Source organism: Streptomyces sp. NPDC002088, from assembly GCF_040296605.1.
Lineage (GTDB): Bacteria > Actinomycetota > Actinomycetes > Streptomycetales > Streptomycetaceae > Streptomyces.
In genome coordinates this window covers 261500-279860 of the sequence record NZ_JBEOXO010000009.1, presented here as the reverse complement: position 1 = coordinate 279860, position 18361 = coordinate 261500, and the positions used below count along the sequence as shown (strand labels likewise).

At 68.9% G+C, this 18361-nt stretch carries 20 protein-coding genes; 10 read left to right on the top strand and 10 right to left on the bottom strand.

The features are described 5' to 3' along the window. The first annotated feature begins 100 nt into the window (after positions 1–100). Positions 101–310, top strand: coding sequence for a DUF397 domain-containing protein (locus ABT114_RS21800; protein ID WP_351144458.1), 210 nt, complete (start codon positions 101–103; stop codon positions 308–310). A gap of 144 nt (positions 311–454) precedes the next feature. Here ABT114_RS21800 and ABT114_RS21795 read toward each other — a convergent pair whose 3' ends face one another. Then, positions 455–1330 (bottom strand): MerR family transcriptional regulator, encoded by an 876-nt coding sequence (locus tag ABT114_RS21795; protein ID WP_351144457.1) that lies wholly within the window; start codon positions 1328–1330, stop codon positions 455–457. A gap of 122 nt (positions 1331–1452) precedes the next feature. Beyond that, positions 1453–1965: a glutathione peroxidase gene (locus ABT114_RS21790; RefSeq protein WP_351144456.1), complete on the bottom strand. Its 513-nt coding sequence runs from the start codon at positions 1963–1965 to the stop codon at positions 1453–1455. Positions 1966–2109: 144 nt separating this feature from the next. On the opposite strand from ABT114_RS21790, the gene ABT114_RS21785 reads away from it, so the two are divergent. Continuing rightward, the gene (locus ABT114_RS21785) at positions 2110–3027 is read left to right on the top strand and encodes an SMP-30/gluconolactonase/LRE family protein (protein WP_351144455.1); all 918 of its coding nucleotides are present in this window, start codon (positions 2110–2112) and stop codon (positions 3025–3027) included. Positions 3028–3031: 4 nt separating this feature from the next. On the opposite strand, the gene ABT114_RS21780 is transcribed toward ABT114_RS21785, so the two are convergent. Continuing rightward, a complete protein-coding gene (locus tag ABT114_RS21780; protein ID WP_351144454.1) occupies positions 3032–4003 on the bottom strand; it encodes an ArsR family transcriptional regulator in 972 nt (323 codons plus the stop codon). Between the two features lie 81 nt (positions 4004–4084). On the opposite strand from ABT114_RS21780, the gene ABT114_RS21775 reads away from it, so the two are divergent. Further along, positions 4085–5281 carry an MFS transporter gene (locus ABT114_RS21775; protein ID WP_351144453.1) on the top strand — a complete coding sequence of 399 codons (1197 nt, stop codon included), beginning with the start codon at positions 4085–4087 and terminating at the stop codon, positions 5279–5281. Here the strand turns inward: ABT114_RS21775 and ABT114_RS21770 are convergent. Both ABT114_RS21770 and ABT114_RS21765 read right to left on the bottom strand, forming a co-directional pair. Further along, entirely contained in the window at positions 5278–5520 is a 243-nt protein-coding gene (locus ABT114_RS21770) for a DUF397 domain-containing protein (protein ID WP_351144452.1), read from the bottom strand. The two genes, ABT114_RS21775 and ABT114_RS21770, sit on opposite strands and share 4 nt — an antisense overlap. Further along, complete coding sequence (locus tag ABT114_RS21765; protein WP_351144451.1) at positions 5517–6350, bottom strand: helix-turn-helix domain-containing protein; 834 nt, start codon at positions 6348–6350, stop codon at positions 5517–5519. Before ABT114_RS21765 ends, ABT114_RS21770 begins: the two co-directional genes overlap by 4 nt. 192 nt (positions 6351–6542) lie before the next feature. On the opposite strand from ABT114_RS21765, the gene ABT114_RS21760 reads away from it, so the two are divergent. From ABT114_RS21760 to ABT114_RS21750, 3 genes are read left to right on the top strand one after another with little or no spacing between them, the layout of a single operon-like run. Continuing rightward, positions 6543–7241 (top strand): hypothetical protein, encoded by a 699-nt coding sequence (locus tag ABT114_RS21760; RefSeq protein ID WP_351144450.1) that lies wholly within the window; start codon positions 6543–6545, stop codon positions 7239–7241. Continuing rightward, positions 7238–8107, top strand: coding sequence for a helix-turn-helix domain-containing protein (locus ABT114_RS21755; RefSeq protein ID WP_351144449.1), 870 nt, complete (start codon positions 7238–7240; stop codon positions 8105–8107). The genes ABT114_RS21760 and ABT114_RS21755 overlap by 4 nt, the downstream gene beginning before the upstream one ends. Positions 8108–8157: 50 nt before the next feature. After that, the gene (locus ABT114_RS21750) at positions 8158–9048 is read left to right on the top strand and encodes an alpha/beta hydrolase (RefSeq protein WP_351144448.1); all 891 of its coding nucleotides are present in this window, start codon (positions 8158–8160) and stop codon (positions 9046–9048) included. Between the two features lie 79 nt (positions 9049–9127). Here ABT114_RS21750 and ABT114_RS21745 read toward each other — a convergent pair whose 3' ends face one another. From ABT114_RS21745 to ABT114_RS21735, 3 genes are all read right to left on the bottom strand, one after another. Beyond that, on the bottom strand, positions 9128–10042 hold the full coding sequence (locus tag ABT114_RS21745) for an N-acetylmuramoyl-L-alanine amidase (RefSeq protein WP_351144447.1): 915 nt from the start codon (positions 10040–10042) through the stop codon (positions 9128–9130). Positions 10043–10157: 115 nt separating this feature from the next. Continuing rightward, entirely contained in the window at positions 10158–10817 is a 660-nt protein-coding gene (locus ABT114_RS21740) for a hypothetical protein (protein ID WP_351144446.1), read from the bottom strand. Beyond that, on the bottom strand, positions 10795–11799 hold the full coding sequence (locus tag ABT114_RS21735; RefSeq protein WP_351144445.1) for a hypothetical protein: 1005 nt from the start codon (positions 11797–11799) through the stop codon (positions 10795–10797). Before ABT114_RS21735 ends, ABT114_RS21740 begins: the two co-directional genes overlap by 23 nt. A gap of 691 nt (positions 11800–12490) precedes the next feature. On the opposite strand from ABT114_RS21735, the gene ABT114_RS21730 reads away from it, so the two are divergent. Together ABT114_RS21730 and ABT114_RS21725 are read left to right on the top strand one after the other, a co-directional pair. After that, positions 12491–12616: a hypothetical protein gene (locus tag ABT114_RS21730; protein ID WP_351144444.1), complete on the top strand. Its 126-nt coding sequence runs from the start codon at positions 12491–12493 to the stop codon at positions 12614–12616. 15 nt (positions 12617–12631) lie between these two features. Continuing rightward, positions 12632–13450: a DUF2637 domain-containing protein gene (locus ABT114_RS21725; RefSeq protein ID WP_351144443.1), complete on the top strand. Its 819-nt coding sequence runs from the start codon at positions 12632–12634 to the stop codon at positions 13448–13450. A gap of 56 nt (positions 13451–13506) precedes the next feature. On the opposite strand, the gene ABT114_RS21720 is transcribed toward ABT114_RS21725, so the two are convergent. Together ABT114_RS21720 and ABT114_RS21715 are read right to left on the bottom strand one after the other, a co-directional pair. Then, a complete protein-coding gene (locus tag ABT114_RS21720) occupies positions 13507–13824 on the bottom strand; it encodes a GYD domain-containing protein (protein ID WP_351144442.1) in 318 nt (105 codons plus the stop codon). A 145-nt stretch (positions 13825–13969) separates the two neighbouring features. Further along, positions 13970–14638 carry a DUF4232 domain-containing protein gene (locus tag ABT114_RS21715; protein ID WP_351144441.1) on the bottom strand — a complete coding sequence of 223 codons (669 nt, stop codon included), beginning with the start codon at positions 14636–14638 and terminating at the stop codon, positions 13970–13972. A gap of 130 nt (positions 14639–14768) precedes the next feature. Between ABT114_RS21715 and ABT114_RS21710 the strand changes: the two genes are divergently transcribed. Together ABT114_RS21710 and ABT114_RS21705 are read left to right on the top strand one after the other, a co-directional pair. Then, on the top strand, positions 14769–16604 hold the full coding sequence (locus ABT114_RS21710; RefSeq protein ID WP_351144440.1) for an alkaline phosphatase D family protein: 1836 nt from the start codon (positions 14769–14771) through the stop codon (positions 16602–16604). Positions 16605–16620: 16 nt separating this feature from the next. Beyond that, positions 16621–18276, top strand: a complete 1656-nt coding sequence (locus ABT114_RS21705; RefSeq protein WP_351144439.1) for an FG-GAP-like repeat-containing protein — start codon at positions 16621–16623, stop codon at positions 18274–18276. Positions 18277–18361: the final 85 nt, after the last annotated feature.

Here is an 18361-nt window from a genome sequence, read left to right as displayed (position 1 = left end):
ACGCCATCAGCAAGAACGTTGGCGCAAACCGCGCTGTGGGTCCGGAGTCGGACGCGTCGTGCGGTGACAGAAACTCAACAACTGGCAATCCGGAGCAGAAATGGCAATTCGTCAGGGCGTCACGGACACGTGGACCAAGTCCTCCTACTCCACGGGGAACGGTGCGTGCGTCGAGGTCAAGTCACCGGTCGTCGCGGCCATGTCCGTACGTGACTCCAAGGTCCCCGAGGGTCCCGTGCTGGCCTTCCCCGCACAGTCGTGGAACGCCTTCGTCACCGAGGTCGCCAGGGGAGCGCTCGACCTCCACTGATGCACCACGACCCACAACCACAACTCCATAAGCACCAACAGAGCCCTCTCGACCAGCTCGCCGTCCTTGCCGAGAGGGCTCGGCTTTTCCCCCGGCCCGACGGTCCGCCCCGTCAGCCCTTCCCTTCCCCTCCCTCCTCTCCCTTCACCTCACCGGAAACGCCACATCGCATACCACGTCATCCGGCCCCGCCGCGTCCCAGTCCGCGAAGTACACCTCGCGGCAGGGGCCGTCGTAGCGCAGCCCCTGTGCCCTGATCCACTCCTCCACCGCCTCGAACGCGGCCAGGATCTGGGGATGGGCCACCTGGGCCTTGGTGATGCGCGTGTACGCGAGCCGGCGGGGCGGCTCGACGCGGACCTTCGTCTCCCAGGTCCGGCCGTGTGCCGCTGCCCATGCACGGGCCGCAGCCTCGTCGGCGACGGGGATGCAGGACTCCGCGGGGCCGTCGCTCTCCATGGACACCTCGGAGTGGTAGACCACGAAGGGGGCTGCCACGGCACCTCCGCAGTCCCGGGCCGCCGCCTCCAGCCGGTCCAGCGATGAACCGATCCAGGCCGGCAGCTCGTCCGCCAGGGTGTGCCGCGTCATGGTGATCAGCACCTGCCCGGGCATGTCGACCGTCTCGACCGCGAACTTTCCGTACATCTCGGAGCTCCTCCCCGACATCCGTCCACGGAGGTACGCGGCGAGCGTCCGCTGCCGGGCGATCCGCGCCTCGACGTCCGCCCAGTACGCGTCGAGCCGGTCCGCGGCCGCGCCGCCGTCCGACTCGAGTGCGTCGACCACCTCGGCGATCGCGGTGAGCGGCATGTCGAGCCGGCGCAGCAGCGCGACCGTGCGGGCGCGTTCCACCTGGCCGGCGCGGTAGTACCGGTAGCCGGTGGTCTCGTCGACGTGTGCCGGGGCGAGCAGGCCGAGGCGGTCGTACAGCCGTAGGGCCTTGGCCGAGAGCCGGGCCCGCGCGGCGAACGCCCCGATGGTGAGCAGATCGTCGTCCACCGTGTCATCCTCCGTCACCGGGCACCGTCCGCCCGGTGACAAGGACGCTCACCCTTGCCCCAGGGGCAAGGTCAACCGGGCCTCAGCGGCAGGGTCAACCGGGCCCCACGGCCAAGGTCCACCGGGCCCCACGGGCAAGGTCAGCCGGCCAGCTGGGCCTCCACCGCCGCCACGACCTCTGCCGCCTCCGGCTCGGTCTGCGGGGAGAACCGGGCGACGACCTTGCCGTCCCGCCCGATCAGGAACTTCTCGAAGTTCCAGCGGATGTCGCCGGTGTGCCCCTCGGCGTCGGCGAAGCCGATCAGGCGCTCGTACAGCGGGTGCCGGGCCTCCCCGTTCACCTCGATCTTCTCGGTCAGCGGGAACGTCACGCCGTACGTCGCCGAGCAGAACTCGGCGATCTCCTCGGCGGAGCCGGGCTCCTGCCCGAGGAACTGGTTGCAGGGCACGCCGAGGACGGTGAAGCCCTGGTCGGCGTAGCGCTCGTGGAGGCGCTCGAGGCCGGTGTACTGCGGGGTCAGCCCGCACTTGGAGGCCACGTTCACCACGAGCACCGCCTTGCCGGCGTACTGCGCGAGGTCCGCGGGACCGCCCTTGAGGGCACCGATTTCGACGTCGTAGAGAGTTGCGGATGCAGAAGAGTCAGCAGTCATGCCTGCGATGCTAACCAGCGGGGAATGATCACCGCCCGGGCCCCGCGGACAGCACGCTCCCGCTACGTTGGAGATCGGCAGCGCCACAGAGCCACAGAGCCACAGAGCCGCAGAGCCGCAGAGCCGCACGAAGGAGAGCGAACCTTGTCGGGTCACATCCTCCACGGGCTGTACGAGATCCTGGACGACCGCTTCTACACCGGCCGCTGCGTCAACGGCGACAGCAGGCTGGAGGTGCTGCACTCCGGCAGCCGTTGGGCCGAGGGGCCGCTCTATGTTCCCGCCTGGCGTCAGCTGATCTGGAGCGACATCCCCAACGACCGGATCCTGCGCTGGGACGAGGCCACCGGCACGGTCGGCGTCCTGCGCACCCCGGCCGGGAACAGCAACGGCAACACCCTCGACCGTCAGGGCCGCCTGGTCACCTGCGAGCAGGGCAACCGTCGCGTCACCCGCACCGAGCACGACGGCACGGTCACCGTCCTCGCCGACCGTTACGCAGGCAAGCGCCTCAACAGCCCGAACGACTCCGTCGTACGCTCCGACGGCACGATCTGGTTCTCCGACCCCGACTTCGGCATCATCAGCGACTACGAGGGACACCGCGCGGAGTCCGAGATCGGCGCGTGCAACCTCTACCGGATCGACCCGGCCACCGGAGAGGTCCACCTCGCCGCCGACGGCTTCGACGGTCCCAACGGCGTCATCCTCTCGCCCGACGAGAAGAAGCTGTACGTCTCCGACTCCCGCGCCGCCCGCATCTACGTCCACGATGTCCGCGACGACGGCACCCTCTCGTCCGGGAAGGTCTTCGCCGAGGGCAAGGACGACGTCCACTTCGACAACATCCGCTTCGACGACGAGGGCCGACTGTGGGCCGCCGCCCTGGCGGACGGCGTGCACTGCTACGACCCCGACGGCACCCTCATCGGCCGCCTGATCCTGCCCGAGACGGTCTCCAACATCACCTTCGGCGGCCCGAAGAACAACCGCATGTTCATCACCGCCTCCACCTCCCTGTACTCCCTGGTGATGTCGGTGACGGGCGCCCCGCGCATCTGAGGGGTCACCCTCGGCGGGCGGCCTTCACCAGGACCTCCCCGGCCGCCGTCCGCGAGTACAGCACCGACCGGCCCGCCCGCCGCCGCTCCACCAGCCCCGCGTCCAGCAGCACCCGCAGATGCCGCCCGACCGACCCGAGCCCCTGGCCGGTCACGGCGACCAGCTGTGTCGTGCTCATCGGACCGCCGAGCAGCACGAGCACCCCCGCTCGCCCGGCCCCCAGCAGCGCGCCCAGGCCCGCGGGCACGGGCGGGCGGCCGTGGCCGTCGGCGAGGACGCCCGCGCACGGGTAGACCACGGCGTACCGGTCCGCCTCCTCCCACGACACCCAGCCGGTCTGCGGGGTGACCGGCACGAACACCAGCTCGGCCCCGGAGATCTCACGCGGCGGGTACTCGTGCAGGTTGACCTGGAGCCGGTTCTCGCCGAGCCACCGCGTCCCGGGCCGCAGCGCCTCCAGTGCGGCCACCCAGCCGCCCCGGCTGACCTGCGCGGTCCGCGCGACGACATCGGCCTCCAGGACGCGCCTGCGCCGCTCCCAGTGCGGTCGTACGGTCCCGTCCCAGACCCACTCCAGCAGCGCCGCCGCCCGCTCGGGCAGGTCCTCGTCCCGCTCCAGGGCGGCGGGCAGCGGGCCCGCGAGGGAGACCCGCAGATGCGCGCGGGCCGCGGCGGCCGGAACCGCCCGCACCCGCGCGACACCCTCCTCGAAGGTCTCCCCGTCCCGCGGGGTGGGCGTGAGGAAGTCGGCGATCCAATTCCGCCCGAGCCCCGCGCGCACCAGCAGCGCGGTGACCGGGTCGCCGGCGAGCAGCTCCCGGTATGCGGGCAGGTGCGCCCGCAGCCAGGCCTGCTCCCCGGGATGCCCGCCCGCGCCCGCGTGCAGCAGCTTCAGGCTCGCGAAGGTCTCGGCGAGCGGGGAGAGGACGAACCGGCTGCGGGCGAGCGTGTCGGCGTTGACCTGCCACCAGCCCATGGACCTCGCCCCCGCCCCTCCATGTTTCGCACTGACGCGAAACAATAACGACCTCTCCCGGCCCCGCCCAAGACTCCGCACATGACCGCAGACAGCAGCCGCACGAGCTACAAGTCCCTCTTCCGCACCCGGGAGTTCACCCCTCTCTTCCTCTCCTCCTCCCTCGGTATCGCCGCCCAGACGGTGAGCGGCCTGGCGCTCGCGACGCTGGTGTACCGGGCGACGGGCTCCCCGCTCCTCTCGGCGGTGAGCATGTTCGGCCCGACCCTGGCGCAGGTGGTGGGCGCGACCCTTCTGCTCTCGGGCGCCGACCGGCTGCCCCCGCGCACGACCCTGGCGGGCATCGCGCTCGCCTTCGCGGTGGCGACCGCGGTCCTGGCCGTCCCGGGCCTGCCGATGTGGGCGGTCCTCGCCGTCGTACTCGTCGAGGGTCTGATCGCCTCGCTCGGCGGCGGCGTCCGCTGGGGCCTGCTGAACGAGATCCTGCCCAAGGGCGGCTACCTGCTGGGCCGCTCGGTGTTCAACATGATGGTCGGGATCATGCAGATCACCGGCTACGGCGCGGGCGGCATCCTGGTCGCCACCCTCTCCCCGCGCCCCGCGCTCCTCCTCGCGGCGGCGCTGCACGCCGTCTCGGCCGTCGGCCTCCGCCTGGGCCTGACCCACCGCCCGCCCCGCGCCGCCGGCCGCCCCTCCGTCGCCGCGACCTGGCGCACCAACGCCCTGCTGTGGTCCTCCCGCCCCCGCCGCCTGGTCTACCTGGGCCTGTGGCTCCCCAACGGCCTGGTCGTGGGCTGCGAGTCCCTCTACGTGCCCTACGCCCCCGACGCGGCCGGCCCGCTGTTCGCCTGCGCGGCGCTGGGCATGCTGGCAGGCGATGTGACGGTCGGCCGCCTCCTTCCGCCAGCCGTCCGCCCCCGCCTGATCACCCCGCTCCTCCTGCTGCTGGCGACGCCGTACGTGCTCTTCGCCCTGCGCCCGTCCGTGCCCGTGGCCGCCGTTCTCGTGACCGTGGCCTCCGCGGGCTTCGGTGCGAGCCTGCTCCAGCAGGAGCGGCTGATGGCTCTCACCCCGGACGAACTGAGCGGCCACGCCCTGGGGTTGCACTCCGCCGGGATGCTCACGATGCAGGGCGTGAGCGCCACCCTGGCGGGCTCGCTGGCCCAACTGACCTCGACCGCGACGGCGATGACGGCGATGGCGACCGCGTCGATCGCGGTGACCGTGACCCTGGCGGTGGCTCGGCCCCGCGTCACAGCTCCCCTACGGGCAGCCTAGCGGCGGGCAAGCGGGAGGAAGGCGGTCCAGGTGGCGGGGGTGACGGTGAGGACGGGGCCGGTGCCGGGGGATTGCTTGGAGTCACGGATGTGGATGGTGGCGGGGGTGGTGGCTACTTCGAGGCAGTCCCCGCCTTGTTCGGTGCTGTAGCTCGACTTGCGCCAGGAGCAGGCGGCCTCAAGGCATTGGCCGGTGGCGCTGCTGTAACTGGACTTGAACCACTGAAGTGCGGTGTTCATTGCTCTCCTAGCAAAGTGTCCAACAGGCCCTTCGTCTCCTCGGGGTTGAGAGCCTGTGTCCGCAGCATCGCATACTTGTGCTCAAGGACGGACACCTCGTCGGGATCGGCGATCAACCGGCCGTGGAGCTGGCCTTCGACGTACGCGACGCGTTGATGGTCGGCGGTCTCGACGAGAACGAACGGCCCGGAGAGCCCGGCATGGAACTCGCCTCCCAACGGCATCACTTGTTGCGTGACGCCCGGCAAGTCCGCGTACTCCCGGAGGCACCGAAGCTGCTCGACATACACGTCGTGGCCTCCTAGCCGGTCCTTCAGCGCAGCCTCGGAGATGATGAAGCTGACGGTCGGCGGAACTGCCCGGTGCAAGATCTCTTGGCGCCCGACGCGTGCCGCGACGCGCTGCTCGATCTCGTTCTCCGTGAGAGCGGGGACGTCGTTGCGGAAGACCGCCTGTGCGTACGCCTCCGTCTGGAGGAGACCAGGTAAAGCCTGGTTCTGGTACGAGGACAGCGCGAGCGCCTCCCGCTCAAGGTCAATGAATTCCTCCGCCCACCGCGGAAACAGATCCACCTCGGGCATGTTGGCCACCGCGACCCCCAACGCCCCCTTCGTCTCGAGGAGATCATCGAGCGCCGCCGCCAGATCCTCCTTCAGCATCCTCCGCCCCTGCTCGATCGACGCGATCGTCTCCTCGTCGACGAGCAGCCGTTCGGCGAGGGCCCGTTGGGTGAAACCGGCCGCTCGTCGGAAGGTGCCGACGAGCGAGCCGACCATCTTCATCGCGGACGCGTTCTTCCTGCGGCGCCTGCCGCTGCTGCCGTTGTTCATGCCGCCGAACTCCCCACCGCAGGACGTGCCTTCACCGCGCGGGACCCGTACAAAAAAATCTGTACGGGTTCGCGCACTGCACCATGATGACCACGGAGCGTTACTTTTGCCTCGTGAACGCCAAAATGCCGGGAGCTCCCTGAGAATGGTCCGCGGAAGCTTTGTCGTGGAGTGGGGGACACGATTCAGTCGGTGCTGGTGAACATCGCGATCGGGCTGGTGACCAGCCTGCTCGGCGGTGGCTTCGTGTGGCTGGGGGAGCGGGCCAAGCGCGCTCGGGAGGTGAACAGGCGGGCCGGGTTCTTCGGCGTCCGGCCCGGTGAGACGTGTCTTGTCGTGCTCGGCGCCAAGCATGACTCTTCCGGTACCGCGCACTACGGAGATGTACGGGCGATCGTGGAGTTCTCTTTGCTCGCGGGTGAGTTGGGATGTGACGCGGAGCTGGAGTCGGGGGACTTCCGTGGCAGCAACGGCGATCGCACCGAGTTCTGCGTCGGCGGCCCGCTCCGCTCCAACGCCCGTACGGGCGGCCACCTCGCCGCACACCTCCCCGGAGTGACCATCCACCCGTACGACGGCACGCGGCCGGACTCGGTCGCCATCGAGGTCGGCGGGGAGAAGTTCCTGTACGACCGCCGTAATCGGGAGTACGCCCTCGTCGCGAAGTTCACGCCGAGGGAGTCCAGCAGGCCGGTGTTCCTGGTGTGCGGGCAGTCCCCCGTGGGCAACCTGGCGGCGGTCCACTTCCTGCGGCGTGAATTCGGGCAGGTGGCCAAGGAGCTGTCCTCGGTCGAGCGCTTCTGCTTCGTGATCAAGGTCTCCGACATCGGCACGTACGAGTTCCACCGTGCGGAACTGGAGCGGGACTTCTCGGAGGTCGCGTTCGGATGACGAGTTCGGGACAGGCGGGCATTCCACGGGAGTTAGAGGACCTCCCGGACGTCGTCGTGGTGGACGGCCGGGCGCAGTCCTACAGCGGCAACGTGCACGAGGAGCTCAAGCTGGTCCTCGTGCTGGGCTCCGGGTTCACCGTGCGCAGGCGCGGTACGACGTTCCGGGCCGCCCCGGGGCAGCTCGTCGCCCTCCATCCGGACGACGCGCATTCCGGGGCGCCGGACGATCCGGGTTCCGCGCGCTGGCTGATCATGTGCGTGTCGCCGTCGTTGATCGCCGAGGTCGCCGCACCCGAGGCGGTCCGGTTCGGGGACCCGGTCATCCGGGACACCGGGTCGGCCGAACGCTTCCAGGCCGTGCACGGTTCCCTCTACCGGCCGTCGGAGCCACCAGGGTCGGCGCTGACGCGCGAGACGGGCGTGCTGGAGTTCGTCTCGATGCTGGCGGGGCACGCGCCCGGCGGCGCGGAGGGCGAGCGGGGTGTGGCGCGGCGGGTCCCGGAGACCGTACGCGAGTATCTGCGCGAGAACCTGGCGCGCAATGTGACGCTGGACGAGCTCAGCGCGGTGGCGGGCCTGAGCAAGTACCGGCTGGTGCATGTCTGCAAGGCATGGTTCGGCCTGCCGCCCCACAAACTGCACCTGCGGCTGCGCCTCGACCGTTCCAGGGAGCTGCTGCGGCGCGACATGGCCATCGCCGAGGTCGCGTTCGAGACGGGCTTCCACGACCAGCCGCATCTGACCCGGGCGTTCGCCCAGGCGTACGGGATGACGCCGGCCGTGTACCAGGCGGCGTTCCGCGGCGCGGGGTGGCGAGACCTCCGCAGCAAGAACGTGCAATACGCGGGGCGCGTCGCCGAATAGCGTTCATGTCACGGCAACTCCAACTCCTTACATCTACAGGGGGATTGAAGATGACGATCGAGAAGGTCGAGTTCCTCAGCGACGGCTACCGGCTGGCCGGTGACCTCCATCTGCCCGAGTCGGGGACCGTGCGTGGCGCGGTGGTGCTGACCGGCCCGTTCTCCGGGGTGAAGGAGCAGGTCACCGGCTACTACGCCGAGCGGTTCGCGCAGCGCGGGTACATCGCCCTGGCCTTCGACCACCGCAACTGGGGTGACAGCGAGGGAGCGCAGCGCCAGCACGAGGACGCCACGGCCAAGGTCGCCGACCTGCGCGCCGCGGTCGGGTACCTGGCCTCGCGGCCGGAGGCCGACCCGGAGAAGATCGCGGTCTGCGGGGTGTGCCTGGGCGGTATCTACTCGGTGCAGCTGGCCGCGTTCGACCCGAGGGTGAAGGCCGTGGCGCTGGTCGCGGCCGCCTACAACAACCCCAAGCTCATCCACGACCGGTTCGGCGCCGACAACTTCGCCGCCCTGATGGACCAGTTCGCGCAGATCGCCCAGCGGCAGTCGGAGAGCGGCGAGGTCGAGTACTGGCCGGCCGTCAACCCCGAGGGCATGCCTGCGGGCAACCCGGGCCCGGAGCCGTACGCGTACTACGGAACCGAGCGGGGCGCCCGCCCCGGCTGGGAGAACCGCTGCACGGCCCTGTCGGTGCTCCAGGAACTGACCCTGGACGTCGACGCCTACCTCCCCCTCCTCACCGCCCCCCTCCTCGTCGTCCACGGGCGCGGCGACCAGGCCATCCCGCTGACCGACGCGACGGCGGCATTCGCGGCGGCGCCCGAGCCGAAGGAGCTGGTGGTGCTGGACACGAGCAACCACATCGACCTCTACGACGACGACACGTATGTGGTGCCGGCCGTGGAGCGGGCGGTTTCCTTCTTCGACAGGAGCTTGTGAGACGAGGTCGGTCGTCGGCCGGGGGCGATGCCCGGGGCTGCGCGGGTCCGGTTCACTGAGCCGGCCCCCCCGTTCCGGTTCAGGCGACGACGGTGAACAGGCCGGTCTGGCTGCCGAGTTCGGTGAGGGACACCTTGCCGGGGATGCCGTTGGCGTCGGCGCCGGTGTAGCCGAGGTGGCGTTGCCACTTGGCGTAGGCGGCGACGGTCCTGGAGCCGAAGGAGCCGTCGCCCGCGTAGGTCTTGGTGAGGTAGCCCAGCTTGACCAGGGCCGCTTCGGTGAGGTTCGTGCCCGCCATGTAGGTGACATGGCCCTGTTCGGCACCGGGGTCGGTCTTCGCGGCGCGGACGAGGCGGGACAGGTCGACGCGGGGCTTGGCGGGCTTGGCCGGAGTGGTCTTGCCCGCCGGCGCCGCGAGCTGCTTCTTCACGGCGGCCCGGAAGGCGTCCATGTCGAAGCTGGGATCGATCTTGCCGGGCTGGGCCTCCTTGTGCCCGGCGATGGACTTCTCGGTCCAGCCGTGCGCCCGGCACAGGGCCGCCGCCCACAGCACGGCCTGCCGGTACTGCGCGGCCGGGTAGGGATCCTTGCCGTTGCCGAGGTTCTCGATCTCCAGGCCGTACAGGCAGTCGTTGCCGTCGGCGTTGGCCTGGTTGTCGTGCGGAAGCGTGGTCTCCGCGCGCAGCGCGTTGAGCACGTCGAGGTCGACGGATCCGGCGTGGTTGGCGCGACCGTGACCGATCATCCACAGACCGTCGGTCTTGCCGAGCCAGGAATGGCAGAGCGGCCCGGGAAGGTCTGATCTGCCCTTGAAGCAGAGCTCCTTGTCGCCGTGCCCGGCGGTGTGGTGGATCAGTACGCCGATCACCGGGCCGAAGGTCTTGCCGGTCGCCGAGTCGCGGTTGTGGGTCTTCCAGCCGGCGTGCTCGTGAACGGTGAGGCCCTCGGCCTTCAGCGCGGCGAGTTTCTTCGCGGCGGACAGTGGTCTGGCCATGGCTGCGGTCCCTTCGTCGGTCCAGCGCGGTGAGTCGTATGCGATATGGGTTGCCCCGTTGCTCGGGCTGCCCGATCTGCCCGATCTGCCTGGGTCGCCTGGGCAGCTCGGGCTTTCAGCAATGCATCGCGATGAGCTTCAGCAGGGCCCGTGCCTCGTCCGGCGAACATGACTCACGGGGCGAGTCATGCCATGGGTAGCCGTCGAGTGGACCGAGGACCAGGTTGTCGAGCCCTTCACGTTGTTCGCCGAGTACAAGCGTCACTGTGAGGCCCCGGTGGCCGCTTCGATGGAACAGCCCCGAGGAAAGCTCATATATCTGGCCGGCGTGAACCTCTTGTTGCTTTCCGGGCAGGCAAGTGACGAGGCGTCCCGTTGCCCGTACTTCGTCAACCCCTCCCGCGCTCGTCACCGCGTACAGGCCATGCTCCGGCGTCTCGGTCTCATCGCGGACAGCCATGATTTGGTTGAGTGCGGTACCGCACACCACATAGCTCCACAGATCCCAACTGTGGGCGTGGACGATGGGAGACGACGGCTCATCAGTATCCGGGGTATCCGGAGTATCCGGCCACACATGCAGGCACAGGCCCACTTTGCCGTATCGGTAAAGGGGCAGGCAGATGAATTCGAGTGGGTGTCGGACGACCGGTGCGGGAAGCTGCTCCGGGACGACGGTCGGCAGTGTGTCTCGAAGCCATCCGCCGATGGTCTCGGTGTCGCCGTTGCGAAGAGCTCGAACGGCAACGCTTTCATGCGTATGGATTCTGTGCATCGATGGCTTGCCTGACGATGAGATCGACGTCGTCGTCGCTGAAGGAATCGGGAAGGTCCAACCGTAATCGGGCGAACAGATCGCGGGTCTCGGTCGGCGTGGGCTGTTCGCTCAGTCTTGGTGCATCCGTCAAAGGAATCTTATAGGATTGATCAAACTGTTCGTCCAGCTCATTACGCCAGTAGTCGTAGAAGAAGCGCCCCTCCCGGATCATCATCGCAGGGAACCGAGGGCCGCGCTCAGTGATGAAGAGAAAATTCTGGGTCATGTCGAAGCGGAAAAGGGTCATCGTTGACGACAGCGCCACCTCGATCTTGAGCGGCGGATAATGCTGCTTCCACCAGCATGCGGCAAAAATTGTCGCATACAGCTCCAGCTGTGTTCCCTCGCCGGTCCAGGTCTGCTCATCTTCGTTGGGATCTTCGACGCCATGCCGAAAGAAATTGGCATAGCGCTCGCAGAGGCGAAGATCCCTGGGGTCGAGGATCTCGAGGCGAACATTCAAGGGGCGGCGAGCTCTCCGGGCTCGCCGGATGCAGTCAGGAAGTACCACAGCTCGGACGAACGTCGCGGTACCGCCTCGAAATATCCACTCCTTGGCCTCGGCCCGCGCCTCTGACAGGGACTGGGTGATCTCATTTCCACGCAGAATCCTGATGGCGGACTCCTCGTCGAGGGTCGCCCGATAATCTGTCAACAGCTCCTCGACCTGGCTGATCCGCCTGATGTGAGCCGGGAGATCCTCCAGTGACTGCTGGGCTGAGAGCAACCTCGCTCGCGCCTCGGGTTCGGCGTTGAACTCCCATTTACTCCGCAGTACTGAGAGTGCCAATGCGGCAAGGGTCGCCAGGATGGCGCTGTTGACGACTGAAGCCGATACCGAATTCGTAAGACCGAGTATGCCGACAATTACTGCTGTCACCAACGCGATGAGTGCCTCGGAGTTTGCGCCCAGCCAGCGAATAACACCCCATGTCCGCACGGATAGTCGCCCTCCCCGTCCAGCGCACTCCTTGTGTCACGCTGCAAGCCGACGCTGTGCACCCTGGCGCCATGGTTCCCCTCCCGGGTATGCGGCAAACGGTGGCTACCGGTGCAGGCACGGTCCCGATCACCGCACCAGCCCTGGATCTGCACCCGCCTCGGCAGAGCACGTGCGTGCCCGAGTCCTCGTCAGTCCAACGGGGGCAGACGCCTGTCGCGGCCCGGCTCCGTGCGGGGCAGCGGGGCAGTGGGGGAGGGAGGCGCCTCGGGCTCCCCGGTCGTCGTGGACTGCCGCCGCACACGGTCGTCTTGTCAGACATTGATGTCAGCGGCCCGCTACCGACCGTTGCTCGTCGGCGGCATATCTTTGTCCTGTCCGAAGAGAACTCAAAAGACAACCCGCTCGACTCTTTACGTGCTGAACGCGGGGGCGGCCGGTTCTCATGACAAACGCCCTCGTCAATGATTTCGCCGCATTACGCTCACTCGTTTGCCGCGCATCTGGAGGACGGGAGCAGCGTTAGCGGGATATGACGAAAGCAAGGCTCTTTGGCTCGCACCGCTCCGGAGCGACGGCGGAGAATCTGCCCGTGGCCCATAGTGTGACAGTCGGGCAATATATTTTCACGCCTGCCGCGGCGTACTCATCGCCTGAGGCCAGCGGCACGTTGCACGGAGACGGTGCACAGGTGGAACTGCGGGTCACTGAGTCACTGCTCAGTGAGTTCCTGATGCTGCTGGACGCGGCCCAGGAGGAACTCGGCCGGCGGTGGAACGGCCAGGTGTTTTCCGGTTGCCACGCACCCCGCACGTGACGGGGGCACATTTCCGTGAATGACGACTACCCGGATCTCTCCTTCACCCGACATGAACGGTATCCCGGTGCGTACGCCACCGGGGTGTCCACCGGTCGGCACAGGGGCCCTGACGATGCCCTGCACTCGGCGGCCCCTTTGGAAGGCTGGGACCCGGTCGAGGAACTCACCTACCTCTTGCAGGATGCCGCGACGGCGGATCAGGCGGGTGCCGTGCCGCCGCCTCGTAGCGAGCCGTCAGCCGATGCCGGTTTCCCCGGCGATCCGATGGACAACTTGGTGCAGATCACTGCCGAGTTGCCGCCCATCCGGCGCTTTTCTGCCGGGCATCGGAAGGTGCGAGCCCGCAAACTGCGCTTCACGTGGTTGCAGACGGTCAGCTTCGTGATCGCCGCAGTCGCCGCCGTCATCGTGTCGATGGTGAGCGTCTTCGGCGGCATGGTGGCCTACGCGCCTCTGCGGCACATCGCTTCCGGTACGCAGGGCGGAACGGTTCCCTGGTGGCCTCTTCTGATCTACGGCCCCTGGATGGTGGCCTCGCTCTCCATCCTGCGGACCGCCCTGCACCAACGCCGGGCCCTGCACTCCTGGTGCGTCGTTCTGCTGTTCTCTTCCCTCGCGATGATGCTCTGCGTGGCCGAGGCCGACAGGACCTTCACGAGTATCGCCGCAGCCGCCTTGCCGGCCGTCGCGTCCCTGGCCTGCTTCCAGCAACTGGTCCGTCAAATCACCCTGACCCGGCCACCGCGTCAGAGGATCTCCCGCCACCGGCACTCCGAGGCCCACCAGCTCCGCAACGCTCGCAGCCACTCGGCTTCGTCTCCCCAACCGTGAATCCCACTGTTTCCCGTTCGATCCGGTGCGCTTGTGGTGCGCTTGTGGCGCGATGCTCAGCCGGGGGCGCGGAAGGAGACCTGCCGACGGGTGGCCTCGTCGATCTCGTCGAGGGTGAGGAGCGGGGTGGCCCGGGTGTGCAGGGCACCGCTGGCCTTGACGGTGAGGCTGATGGCGGCCATGGACACCGGGTCGGGGAGGTCGATGATGAGCACGACGTCCTCCTCCCCGAAAGCGAAGTACATGGCCTCGACCTTCCCGCCGAGGCTGGAGACGGCTTGGTCGACGGCGGCACGGCGGCCACTCGCGCCTTCATTGAGCAGCCCCTTGGTGCCCTCGGGCGTGTAGGTGGCCTGGATGAGGTACTTCGGCATCGGGACGCTCCCTGCACTGTGCATGTCCGGTATGCAGGAAGGCCTTCCCGCTGTCGTGCAGGCCGTCACTCACCGAGCGGTCCGATTCACTCGTTGGAAGCTGACGCTCCTTCAGCTTGAGGGGCCGATGCCGCAAGGCCCGACATCACTGCGAGGGCGAGAACGCCTTCACGCGTACGCCGGTGTCGCAGATGCGCACCGCCTTCTTCTTCCCGCTTGTGGTGGTGAAAGCAGGGGTGAGGGGCTGGGACTCGCCGGGAGGGACGATGTCGAGGCCGGTGACCTCCTCGCACTCGTCGAGGCTGGTGAAGGTGAGCGTGGCGGTGGCGGAATGGCCGGGAGCGAGCGTGAGCTTCGCGGTGTCGGCGGCTGACCCGGCCCAGTCCACCGGCAGCTCGGTCCGGCCGGCCTCGCTGATGAAGAGGAGGGAGGGGAAGCCACGTACCGTGCAGGAGCCGTTCCCGTTGTTGGTGATCACGACCGAGGCCCGGCCCTGACCGGTGCCGCGTGCCACGCCCGTCAGGTTCTTCGTACGGCAGTGGTCGGCGGCGGGGCTGGGGAGGGAGTCGGCTCCGAAGAGCACCCCGGCGGGTGGGGAGGACGCGCTGCCGCTGCCGCTGCCGCCGCTCTCGCCGGAGGCCCCGTTCCCGCCGGCGCTCGGTGAGCCGCCGCTCTGTGACCCGCCGTCGGCCACCGTGCTCGACGAGCCCGAACCGGAGCCGCTTCCTGCGCTGTCCTCGGAGCCGGACGACGAGCACCCCGCCGCGCCGGCGAGGAGCAGGACCGTGACTGCGGAGATCAATGGTCGGCGCATGGCTCCCGCTGGTTGTTCGAACGGCTTGACGGACCCGGTGCCGTAAGCGTGAGGGTATTGCATAGAATCCACGGCGATCACGTTCACCGGCGCTGCGTAGCGCACCGCCTCTGGGGGGAAAGGCGCGCGTGTGCACCCGAGCGACAACAACAATGGCACCACCGGGGTACGCCGTAGACGGTTTCTGGGCGCGGGTGCCGTCACGCTGGGGGCCGCGGGTGCGGTAGCAGCCGGGCAGCTGCTGACGGGCAGCGCCTCGGCCTCTGTGGGCGGGGCGACCGCCACGGCCGGTGCCGGTGCGTCGGTGAGTGGCACGGTCTTCAAGCTGGGCGTCGCCTCCGGCGACCCGCTGCCCACCGCGATCGTGCTGTGGACCCGGGTGGTGCCCGCCAACCAGGGCAGCTCCGGCATCCTGGCCCCCACCGTCGCGGTGAGCTGGGAGCTCGCCTCGGACAGCGGCTTCACCAAGATCGTCAAGAGCGGTACGGCGACGGCGAGCAGCAGCCTCGGCTACAGCGTCCACGTGGACGTCACGGGCCTGACCCCGGCCACCGAATACTGGTACCGGTTCAAAGCGCTGGGCCGCACCTCCATCACCGGCCGAACCCGCACCGCCCCCGCTGCCGGAAGCACCCCCGAGAACCTGCGGATCGCGCTCGCCTCCTGCCAGAACTGGCAGCACGGCTACTTCACCCCCTACCAGGACATGCGCGAACAGAAGCCGGATCTCGTGCTGTTCGTCGGCGACTACATCTACGAGAGCTCGGCCTACTCCTACCGCGTACGCCGCCATGAAGGCACGGGCGCGCCCGTCACGCTCGCCCAGTACCGTGCCCGCCACGAGCAGTACAACACCGACCCGGACCTGCAGGCGATGCGCGCCGCCGCCCCCTTCGTGGTCGTCTTCGACGATCACGAGGTGGAGCAGGACTGGGCCGGTGACGTGGCGAACGACCCGGTCGCCTGGCCCACCGCGAAGTTCCTGGCCCGCCGGGCGGCCGCCTTCCAGGCCTTCTACGAGCACATGCCGATCCGTGCCGCGCAGAAGCCCAGCGGCCCGGACGTCCTGATGTACCGCGCGCTCGACTTCGGCACCCTGGCCCGGCTGCACGTCCTGGACACCCGGCAGTACCGCGACGACCAGGCGACCACCCCCGACGGAGCCTTGGAGACCGGCCGCGTCATCATGGGCGACACCCAGCGGAACTGGCTGGTGAACAGCATGCGCACCTCCGGCGCGCGGTGGAACCTGGTCGCCTCCCAGGTGATGATGGCCGAGACCGACTTCCTCGCCGGTGAGGGCACGGAGTGGTCGTACGACGCCTGGGACGGCTACCAGAAGGAACGCGCTGCCCTGCTCGCCGAGTTCCAGGACATCCGCAACCCCGTGGTGCTCTCCGGTGACCGGCACCGCACCATCGTCAGCGACCTCAAGCTGGACTTCGCCGACGTGGACTCGGCCGTGGTCGGCGCGGAATTCGTCGGGACCTCCATCTCCAGTAACGGTGACGAGGATCTGGTGGCCTTCGCCGCCGAGTGGGCGCCCAAGCTGGCGGACAACCCGCACTGGAAGATCATCGACGCCCGGCGCGGCTATCTGCTCTTCGACATCTCCGCGGACGGCATCGACGCGCAGCTGCGGGCGATCTCCACCGTGGTGACCAGGGACGGCACCACCACCACAGCCGCGACCTTCCGGGTGGAGGACGGCGTACCGGGCGTGTACCAGGTCGGCGTCGAGACCGAGTCCTCAGCGAGTACGAGTGCGAGCGCGGAGGAGTCCGCGGGGACGGCGGACACGGCCAGCCCTGCGGACACGACGGCGACGACGGACTCGGCGGATCCCACACAGTCGCCGGCCTCGACGGAACCGGCCACCGCCCCGGCCACGGTGACCGACCCCGCATCGCCTTCCACCGCCGAGTCCCCGAGCGACGCCTCCACCGCCGTCTCCACCACCCCCTGACCCTCCGGGAGAGAACGTGTTCACCACCCGATCCCGGCGGCGCGACGGGAACCACGGACACCGGCGCTCCCCTGCCGTGAAGGCATCCGTGCTGGCCGGCGCCGCGGCGGTGCTCGCGGCAGGCGTCTTCGTGACGCTGCCCACCAGCGCGGACGCGACTACCCCGGCGCGCGGTGACTTCAACGGGGACGGCACGTCCGACCTGGTCTACCGCAACGTCGCGGGCCAGTTGTACGTCAACACCGGCTCGGCCGAGACCATGGTCCTCGACTCGGACGTCGCGAAGGTCAAGGACGTACTGACCCCGGGCGACCTCGACTCGGACGGGGTCCAGGATGTGCTGACCCTCAGTCCGAGCGGCGTGCTGTACTTCCACACCGGCCTGTACGCGCGCACCCCGGGCGGCCTGGGCTCGTACCGCACGGTCGCGTCCGGCTGGCAGATCTACAACAAGGTCACCGCCCCCGGAGACCTGAACGGCGACGGCAAGGCCGACCTGCTGGCCCGCACCCCGGCCGGCTCGCTCTACTACTACCCCGGCAAGGGCACCGGCGCCTTCGGCAGCCGCGTGCTGGTCGGAACCGGCTGGCAGCAGTACGACGAGCTGATCGGCGCCGGCGACCTCAACGGCGACGGCGTCGGCGATCTCCTGGCCCGCACCCCGACCGGTGTCCTCTACCGCTACCTGGGCAAGAAGGGCGGCACCTTCAGCACCCGGGTCAAGGACTCCAAGACCGAGTGGGCGTCGTACAACCAGATCATCGGCGGCGGCGACTGGGACGGCAACGGCAAGACCGACCTGCTGGCCAGGGACTTCTCCGGCGCTCTGTGGTTCTACCCGGGCAACGGCAACGGCACCTTCGGTACCCGGTCCGCCCGTAGCAAGGGCTGGGGCAACGTCACGCAGTTCGCGGGGGCCGGCAACAACCCGCACTTCGGCAAGTTCGGGACCATGGCCCGTACGTCCGCCGGAAGCGTCTACAGCTACCAGGTCACCGGCACCGGCACGCTGACCAGCAAGCTTCTGGTCGGTGAGGCCTGGCCGTCCGCCACCACCCGCCTCGCGTACGCCTCCTCGCTCCGCCAGAACGGCCTCGCCGACCTGGTCGTCGAGTCCGTCAGCAGCGGCAAGCTGACCAACCCGGCGTTCTACGCCCTCTCCGACCCCACACTCGCCACCGGTTCCACCTCCTACAACCGGATCGTCGGCCCCGGCGACGTGACCGGAGACGGCAAGGGCGACCTGCTGGCCGTGACCACCGCCGGCACGCTCTACCTCTACGCGGGCGACGGCTCCGGCACCACCGTCGCCTCCCGCGTCAAGATCAGCACCGGCTGGGAGCGCTACAACGCCGTCGTCGGCGCGGGCGACTTCACCGGCGACGGCCGCCCCGACCTGATGGCCCGGGACACCTCCGGCGTCCTGTGGCGCTACGCGGGCACCGGCGTCGCGTCAACCCCCTTCTCGGCCCGGGTGAAGGTCGGCTCCGGCTGGCAGCAGTACAAGAAGCTGTTCTCGCCCGGTGACGCCAACGGCGACGGCAAGGCCGACCTCATGGCCACGAACTCCTCCGGTGCCCTGTACTTCTACGCCGGCACCGGCACCGGCGGCTTCAAATCCCGCGTCACAAAGGCCACCAGCGGCTGGAGCAGCTGGGCCGACCTGCTGTGAGCTTCGCCCTGCCGGACACCCAACGGGAAGCCGTGAGTCACCTGGACCGGCTGCTCAGGAGGGCGTCCTTGGCGTGGCGACGGCC